The organism is Acetobacter sp. DmW_136 (assembly GCF_008690365.1).
Classification (GTDB): Bacteria; Pseudomonadota; Alphaproteobacteria; order Acetobacterales; family Acetobacteraceae; genus Acetobacter; species Acetobacter oryzifermentans.
Window position 1 is genome coordinate 1 of the sequence record NZ_VHON01000033.1, and the last position, 8,465, is coordinate 8,465.

Annotated in this window: 7 protein-coding genes and 1 pseudogene; 6 read left to right on the forward strand and 2 right to left on the reverse strand. The window is 51.6% G+C overall.

What is annotated here, in order from left to right; genetic code table 11:
- Positions 1-73 precede the first annotated feature (73 nt).
- Positions 74-856: a DNA/RNA non-specific endonuclease gene (locus tag FKW31_RS11345; RefSeq protein ID WP_150178592.1), complete on the forward strand. Its 783-nt coding sequence runs from the start codon at positions 74-76 to the stop codon at positions 854-856.
- Between the two features lie 115 nt (positions 857-971).
- Here FKW31_RS11345 and FKW31_RS11350 read toward each other — a convergent pair whose 3' ends face one another.
- Positions 972-1,319, reverse strand: coding sequence for a DUF3147 family protein (locus FKW31_RS11350; protein WP_150178593.1), 348 nt, complete (start codon positions 1,317-1,319; stop codon positions 972-974).
- A gap of 148 nt (positions 1,320-1,467) precedes the next feature.
- On the opposite strand from FKW31_RS11350, the gene FKW31_RS11355 reads away from it, so the two are divergent.
- Positions 1,468-2,148: a YfdX family protein gene (locus FKW31_RS11355; protein ID WP_150178594.1), complete on the forward strand. Its 681-nt coding sequence runs from the start codon at positions 1,468-1,470 to the stop codon at positions 2,146-2,148.
- Between the two features lie 288 nt (positions 2,149-2,436).
- Here FKW31_RS11355 and FKW31_RS11360 read toward each other — a convergent pair whose 3' ends face one another.
- A complete protein-coding gene (locus FKW31_RS11360) occupies positions 2,437-3,852 on the reverse strand; it encodes a short-chain fatty acyl-CoA regulator family protein (RefSeq protein ID WP_150178595.1) in 1,416 nt (471 codons plus the stop codon).
- Positions 3,853-3,983: 131 nt separating this feature from the next.
- On the opposite strand from FKW31_RS11360, the gene FKW31_RS11365 reads away from it, so the two are divergent.
- The 4 genes and pseudogenes from FKW31_RS11365 to FKW31_RS11380 all read left to right on the forward strand — a co-directional run.
- On the forward strand, positions 3,984-5,543 hold the full coding sequence (locus FKW31_RS11365; RefSeq protein WP_150178596.1) for an MmgE/PrpD family protein: 1,560 nt from the start codon (positions 3,984-3,986) through the stop codon (positions 5,541-5,543).
- A 32-nt stretch (positions 5,544-5,575) separates the two neighbouring features.
- Positions 5,576-6,742 carry a 2-methylcitrate synthase gene (prpC, locus tag FKW31_RS11370; RefSeq protein WP_150178597.1) on the forward strand — a complete coding sequence of 389 codons (1,167 nt, stop codon included), beginning with the start codon at positions 5,576-5,578 and terminating at the stop codon, positions 6,740-6,742.
- Positions 6,739-7,671: a methylisocitrate lyase gene (prpB, locus tag FKW31_RS11375; protein ID WP_063353517.1), complete on the forward strand. Its 933-nt coding sequence runs from the start codon at positions 6,739-6,741 to the stop codon at positions 7,669-7,671. The genes prpC and prpB overlap by 4 nt, the downstream gene beginning before the upstream one ends.
- Before the next feature lie 55 nt (positions 7,672-7,726).
- Positions 7,727-8,380: pseudogene (locus FKW31_RS11380) on the forward strand (AMP-binding protein); the annotation flags it as partial.
- Positions 8,381-8,465 lie beyond the last annotated feature (85 nt).

Below are 8,465 nucleotides of genomic sequence, written 5' to 3' on the forward strand. Positions count from 1 at the left end.
GATATGACCGCTGCGCACACACTTTCATGTCCGCTATCCACATCGCAGCAAGCTTCATCTTCTACCTCAAAGAATGAGTCCTGAGCCTAAAATATGCTTAGGCATTGTTATAGCGTCTTTGCCGGTTTCTGCCGCTTGGGCGCAGGAAAATGCAGCATGTCAGGCGTTTGGGCCAGAAAACAGATTGCCCACACTCACGCGGCCTTTCATGTTGAAGCAGACAGAGCTGCTTTGTAACATGGGTTATGCTGTTTTGGTTTCATCTGTTACGCACACACCTTTGTGGGCCGCAGAGCATTTGCAGGCAGATAATGTGCGTCTTGCAGAACGCCTGATGCGTGCTGGCACTTTTTATGAAGATTCTCGCTGGCCAAATGGTAGTCGAGACCATGATTACAAAAAATCTGGCTACAGCAGAGGCCACATGGCCCCCAGTGCAGACCAGCCAACTCCCGCCGCACAATTTGAAACTTTTGCGTATTCCAATGTGGTACCGCAATCCATTACGCTCAATCAGGGCATTTGGGCGCGTATTGAATACACAGTGCGGGAATTGGCTGTGCAGGAAGGTGATTTATATGTGGTCACCGGCCCTGCCTTTCATGGCCATCCTATTCCCACCATTGGGCCAGACCATGTATTTGTGCCGTCTTCTACATGGAAAGCTGTGTATTCTGCGCAACGTCAGGCTGCGGGCGTATATGTCTGCAAAAACGTGCAACGTTCTCCACACTGCGATCAGGTAACAGTGGCAACCCTTGTCCGCAATACAGGGGTGGATCCGTTTCCGGGTGTGGCAGATCGTATCAAGCAGAATTTCTGGCGCTTGCCGTCACCACGTAAAATACGGCGGTAAGCGTGGGAAGATGAGAGTACTGGCCACGATTTTCACGTAGGTTGTACACGTTATCCACAGGCTTACCCACCGGAGCATCCGCAGAATCTGTGGGCGACTCTGCTGGCAAGAGGTTTTATTGGCTGATACCAAGCCAAGATCCGGCCCAGATCATCAGCAGATACAAAACAATAGTTAAGCCACAGCCGCTGGCCAGTGCGGGCCAGAAATGCACGCCATACCGCATAAGCCACGGCATGAACAAAAACATGGGCAAGGAGGGCAGCACATACCAGAATGTAGCGCTCACATGGGCTTCCATCCGTGCGGGATCATGCGTTTCCAGCCAAAGCCAGATCATCCCAAATACGGAAACAAGGGGCAGGGCGGCAACCAACGCACCAAAACCAGGGTAACGGCGTGCCAAAGTGGAAACCAGAGCAATAATCAAAGCTGAAAGCAGGGTTTTGAGAAGAAAAAACATTCAGGTATCAGACAATAAATAAAAAACGCCTGACTATAATATATTTTTTAATATAGATGAATTGTATCACCCCACGTGGCGCATTAAATTAAATTTCAGGATATCATTCGTTATCTTTGAATAATTCAATCAGTTTGGATTAGTTTTTATGCGTTTAAAAGCTCTTTTTGCAGCCTCCGCTGTATTGCTCACCAGTTTTTCTGTGGCTCAGGCAGGTACTGTGCACACCACGTGGGAAAAGTTCAAGGCTGGCCATGCCATGCACCGTCTCTCTGTTGATGGCCAGAAAGCCATGATGGACGTGTTTCAGGCGCGGGATCTGCTGGCTCAGGGCAAAACCGATGCAGCTATTCCCCCGCTCTATGATGCACAAAAGCGCTTTAAGGCTGCCAGTGCAGATAACAAGAAGTTCTTTGCGGCAGAAAGCCAGCTTCAGCCAGCGCCGCAGCATCCGGTTTCTGCAGCCCATACGCCAGTTGCCAACCCCACAACATGGGTGCCTGTTGGTGGCGAATTTATTGTAAGCGAAACACTGGCCCCAGAAAAACAGGCTGCATTGGCAAACGCCAACAAGCAGTTCCAAGCCGGGCAGACCCAGCAGGCGCAGCAGAGCCTACAGGTTGTGGGTGAAGATGCAGACTTCATTCTGGCCCTTGCCCCGCTGGAACAGAGCGAAGGTGCCCTGTACCGTGCAAAAGTGTTTACAGAAGGCCGCCAGCCGCAGCAGGCTGTAGAAGCACTTAACCAGCTTCTGGATGGCGTTGTGTTTGTTTCGGACGATGTGGTGGAAAAAGTTGCGCCCTCCACACCGGCTAAAAAATCCAACTAAAACAATACGCTGCGTTATACGGCAGGGATGGGGAGCAAAAAAGTTCTCCATCCCTGCTTTTTTCTGTTGCATTTATTGAGAATGGTTCTTATTATCAATTTTGTCGCGGTGATGAAGGCGTTTCTGCTGGTGGGGCAAGGGGCATTACCGCGACAACTCTTGGTTCGTCTTGATTTATCCCGTTCAATCCCCGGTTCCTATCTGGAATGTTTTTGCATCCCCGGTCATTCCAGATAGGTTTTTTAAGTTCCCCTTGCCCCACCAGACTATCTTTTCCCTTGCAAGATATCAGGGTTTTTCAGGTAGCGCCCGATAGGGCACAACGCCTCTGGCATCGCTTCCTGTATCCAACATACGGCCCGAAACAGGCAAAGATCTGTGGCTGCAATTATCCCGCATACATGCGCGGCAGCCGGGGCCAATGGGTACAACCAATCTGTGGTCATTCAGGTTTAAACCATCTGCATAAACCGTTTTTGCGGCATCATTGATGGTACAGCCCAACACAATGGCAATCTGGCGTGGGCGGTCTGTATAGGTAACCCCCTCATGCCCTACAGTGCGGGCAACATTGAGGTAAATGGAATCATCCGTGGTTTGAGAAAGCTGCACTTGCACCTGCCCGGGCGTGGCAAAAGCCCGAAAGATGTTCCATAACGGGCAAGGGCCACCAAAACGGGCCTGAGAAAAGCGGTTGGCAGAAAAACTTTTAAGAATATTTCCTGCAATATCTAATTTGAGAAAATAAAAGGAAATGCCCTCCATGCCGGGGCGCTGTAACGTGCTTAACCTGTGGCTTATCTGTTCAAAACTGGTACCAAAATGGCGGCGCAAGCGTTCAATATCGTAACGCATGGTCTGTGCCGCATGCAAAAAGCGCTTATAGGGCAACAGCAATGCCCCGGCAAAGTAGTTGCCCAGGTAAACACGCCCCAACTCCAGCGCATTTTTCTCCTTTGGGCCTTCACGGCGTAAAATGCTACTTATCAGGCGGGTTTGGTCGCGTTGGCCAATAATTTGCGCCAGATAGAACAGCGTGCTTTCCGATGGTTGATCTGGGGGCAGAAGGATAGTGCGACGGTGCCGATCTATCCGCCACACCAAGCCGCCTTCTTCCAGCGCCGGGTCTTGTTGCGTATGCAAACCATGATGATCAAGAAGGTAGGTTTTTAAGGCTTCGGACAAGCCATTTTTGAGATCAAGACTTTCGTAAAATTTTTCGGCTGCACAATCAAGTTCATGAAAATAGTTGCGGTGTTGCTGCACCCAATCCCCTACCGTTTCATAGGGTTCCAAATTTGGGGTTGGTAAAAGAGCGTTGTCTTCACGCTCCTGCTCAAATTTATAAGCGCGGTAGAGGGTTAGAAACGCGGCGCATAAATCCGGATTGGTAAGCACGGCATCCGCCATTTTGGCCAAAGGCAGAGATGCGTTTTTAAACACGGGGTCGGCCATGGTTTCGCGCATGGCCTGCACGGTATGGGCTTCTTTGGTGTTGCTAAACCATGCCGGACTCAGACCAAAACGCTCACATAGTTTTTGCAGCAGGTGGTGTGGAAGGGGCCGATGGTTGCGCTCCAACTGGTTCAGATAGCTTGGTGATATGTCAAGTATTTCCGCCAGGTTAGCTTGGGTTAGGGTTTCGCGTTGGCGCAACTGCCGCAAGCGCGGGCCAGCAAAAAGCTTGGTTCTGGTTTGTGGCATGGTACGAACTTCGCAAACTTCGCAAACGGGAACATTCCCTTCGCCTCTTTTTACTCTTATCTCTCTGCCGTTCAAAACAACACTCTGCAACACTCGCTTCACGATCAAATTCCGATCATGAGGTAAAAACAATGCAGTACCATGATGTGCGCGTTCATCCAGAAAGCGACCGTCTGCCACGGCCCGAACAGCTTGCGTGGAAAATTGCGCAGGTAGCGGCAGATCCGGTGCCGGTGGAGGCCGCCGTTACGGATATGATCATCAACCGGCTGATAGATAACGCATCTGTGGCTATGGCATCTGTGAACCGTCATTCCGTAATGAGCGCACGGGCCGAGGCTCTGGCCCACCGGCGCGAAGGCGGGGCTACGGTGTTTGGTATGGGGCCAAATGTGCGTGTGCATGCAGAATGGGCCGCATGGGCCAACGGCACAGCCGTGCGTGAGCTGGATTTTCACGATACATTTTTAGCAGCAGAATATTCTCATCCGGGTGATAATATTCCGGGCATTTTGGCAGTTGCCCAACAGTGCCGCCGAAGCGGTGCGGATTTAATTCGTGGTGCTGCCACAGGGTATGAAATTCAGATAGATCTTGCGCGTGCCATTTGTTTGCACAAACACAAGATAGATCATGTGGCGCATCTTGGCCCATCTGTAGTCGCAGGTATTGGCACGCTTATGCGTTTGCCACCAGCGGTTATCTATCAGGCCATTGGGCAGGCTTTGCATGTAACCACAGCCACGCGCCAGAGCCGCAAGGGTGAAATTTCATCATGGAAAGCCTACGCGCCTGCGCATGCCAGCAAGATGGCGGTAGAGGCCGTTGATCGTGCCATGATGGGCGAAACATCTCCAACCCCGATTTATGAAGGGGAAGATGGTGTTATTGCTTGGATGCTGGATGGTAAAAATGCGCATTATCGCGTGCCATTGCCAGAAATGGGTGAGCCAAAACGTGCCATTCTGTCTTCCTTTACCAAGGAACATTCGGCAGAATATCAAAGTCAGGCGCTTATTGATCTTGCCTTTCGTATGGGCCAGAAAATCAAAAACTGGGATGACGTGGAAGATGTGCTGATAGAAACCAGCCATCACACGCATTATGTGATCGGCACGGGTTCGAACGATCCGCAAAAGTTTGATCCGCAAGCCTCGCGGGAAACGCTGGATCATTCCATTATGTATATTGTCGCCGTGGCCTTGCAGGATGGCAGTTGGCACCATGTGCATTCCTATGCCCCGGAACGGGCACGCAGGCCAGATACCGTGCGGCTCTGGCGCAAGATCCATACAATAGAAAAACCAGAGTGGACACAACGGTATCACGAAACAGATCCGGATAAAAAAGCGTTTGGTGGTCGCATTGTTATCCGCATGAAAGATGGTGCGGTTATTGCGGATGAGCTGGCTGTTGCCAACGCCCATACGTTAGGGGCAACACCTTGGCAGCGGGCTGATTACATTGGTAAGTTTCAGACTCTTTCAGACGGCATTGTTCCCCATAAGGAAGCAGACAGGTTTTTAGAAGTTGTGCAGAACCTGCCAAACCTGAAAGCAGGGGAACTGCATATGCTGGAAATTGCCATTCCAGAGCGTGATATCCGCCAGAACACAGCGGAAGGCATTTTTAATTTCGGGCAGGCCAAACCTGCTGCGGTTGCGGCCACCACCACGGCTCTGGCTTCCTAAACAGGCGATAACGCACAGGAAGGAATAGAACAATGACAACGCATCTGCACAGAAAACCAAAAAAATCTGTTGCGCTGTCAGGCACGGTTGCGGGCAACACGGCGCTCAGCACTGTGGGGCAGAGCGGGAATGATCTGCATTATCGTGGGTACGATATCAAAGACCTTGCGCGCGCCAGCACGTTTGAGGAGGTCGCGCATCTGCTTATCCACGGATATCTGCCCAATAGCGCAGAACTGGAAGCCTATAGGCGGCATCTGGCCAGTATGCGGGATATTCCTGCCATTGTGCGTGCCGCTTTGGAGCGTTTGCCAGCCGCCACGCACCCTATGGATGTTATGCGCACGGCAGTTTCCGTTCTGGGTTGTGCACTGCCAGAACGGAGCGATTGCGCCACCGCAGGCGCACGAGATATTGCAGACAGGCTTGTGGCCTCGTTAGGGTCTATGCTGCTGTATTGGTATCATTTCTCAAACCACGGACGGCGGATAGAGACCAATACGGATGATGAAAGTGTAGGCGGACACTTTTTGCACCTCCTGCATGGTAAAGCGCCATCGGAGGAGTGGGTGCAGGCTATGCACACATCCCTTATTTTGTATGCCGAGCACGAATTTAATGCCTCCACATTTACTGCCAGAGTGGTGGCGGGTACTGGTTCGGATATGTATTCCGCCGTTACGGCAGCCATAGGGGCGCTGCGTGGCCCCAAACATGGTGGCGCCAATGAAGTGGCGTTGGATATTCAGCAACGCTATCGCACTGCGGATGAGGCTGAAGAAGATATTCTGCAGCGTTTGGAAAACCGTGAAGTTATCATCGGTTTTGGGCATCCTGTTTATACGATAGCTGATCCGCGTAACGAAATTATTAAGGAAACAGCTCGCAACCTTTCGCGCCGTAATGGCAACATGCGCCTGTATCATGTAGCCGAGCGTATTGAGCGGATTATGGATGAGCAGAAAAAAATGTTCCCTAATCTGGATTGGTTTAGCGCGGTTTCTTACAACGCCATGGGTATTCCTACGGCCATGTTTACACCTATTTTTGTAATTGCCCGCGTAACAGGGTGGTGCGCCCACATTATGGAACAGCGGCAGGATGGTAAAATCATTCGCCCGTCTGCCAATTATGTGGGGCCGGATAATCGGCCTTTTGTGCCCCTGCGTGAACGTGATGGTCTGGAGCATGCAGCATGACATATCTGGTTGGCAAGGATCTGCCACAAACACCAGCCGGGCAGCGCTTTCGCGCTCTGCTGAACAAACAAGGTATTCTGCAAATTCCCGGGGCACATAATGGGCAGGCGGCTTTGCAGGCTAAGGATAATGGATTTCAGGCTCTTTATCTTTCAGGTGCGGCTATGTCTGCCAGCATGGGGCTGCCAGATCTGGGTATTATCACCATTGAGGATGCGTGTTTCTTCATCCGCCAAATTGCACGGTCTTCCGGCTTGCCGCTTTTGGTGGATGGAGATACCGGATACGGTGAAGTACTGAATGTCATGCACATGGTACGGGCTTTTGAAGATTCCGGCGCTGCTGCCGTGCATATTGAAGACCAGATACTGCCCAAAAAATGCGGGCATCTGAACAATAAAAAGCTCGCCTCTCCGCAGGAGATGGCGCAAAAGGTGGCGGCCGCAGCCAAGGCCCGGCGCGATATGCTGATTATTGCGCGCACAGATGCCGCCAGCTCAGAAGGGCTGGATGGTGCCGTGGCCCGTGCCCGCTTGTATTACGAGGCCGGGGCTGATGCTATTTTTCCTGAAGCATTGATTTCTGAAGATATGTTCAGGGAGTTTGTGCGTCGTATGCCAGATGTGCCCCTGCTTGCTAACATGACAGAGTTTGGCCGCTCTCCTTACTTCACGGCATCTCAGTTTGAAGATATGGGATACCGTATGGTCATCTGGCCTGTCAGTTCCCTGCGGGCGGCTAACAAGGCGCAGGAGGATTTGTACAAAACCATTGCGCGCACAGGCGGTACGCAGGACATGCTACCGCGCATGCAAACGCGAGAGGAACTGTACAAAACAATCCGGTATTACGATTATGAATCATTGGACGCAGGCATTGTGGCCACGGTTCTGCCGCACATCGGTCAGGCCGATCGCAACGCCGCCTGAACATTCTCTTTCTATCCCAAACAACAAAAAACAAAAAAGTAAGGGGGACAGAACAATGTCGGAAAACATCACTATCCCACACACGCAGTATGCAGATTATCCAGCCCTGATGCCACCTGCGGAACTGGCCGCCATGCAGCGCTATGCACGCCGAGACCCGGATGGCTTCTGGTTGCAGCAGGCAAAGCGCGTGCACTGGCACCGCAAACCCAGGCATGGTTTTACGGGCAGCTTTACGGGTGATGTGTCCATAAGCTGGTTTGAAGATGGCCTGCTGAATGCTTCGGTATGCTGTATTGATAAACATCTGACAGACAAGGCCGATCAGGTTGCCCTTATCAGCCACCGTGAAGGCCGGGCCGAGGCAGAAAAAATTACATATGCCATACTGCATGAACGGGTTTGCCGCCTGTCTAACGCGCTGGTGCATTTGGGGGTGGAAGAAGGGCACCGCGTTGCCATTTGCCTGCCCATGATTTCAGAAGCCGTGGTGGCCATGTTGGCCTGTGCGCGTATTGGCGCGGTGCATGTGGTGCTATTTGGTGGTTTTTCGGCAGAAGGTATTGCAGAACGTATTATAGATAGCGGCGCAGTTGCGGTGATTACTGCCAGCGAAAGCATGCGTGGCAACAAGATTGTACCCTTTAAGGCCATTATGGATGAGGCCCTTTGTAAGGCGGGTGCAGAGAGTGGCGTACGTGCTGTTCTAGGCTCAGGACCTATTAATTTATTGAACTGAGCGAGACGTTGTGATTCACAGGCTTACCAATGGAGGTGAGGCTGTGAGTGAGTTG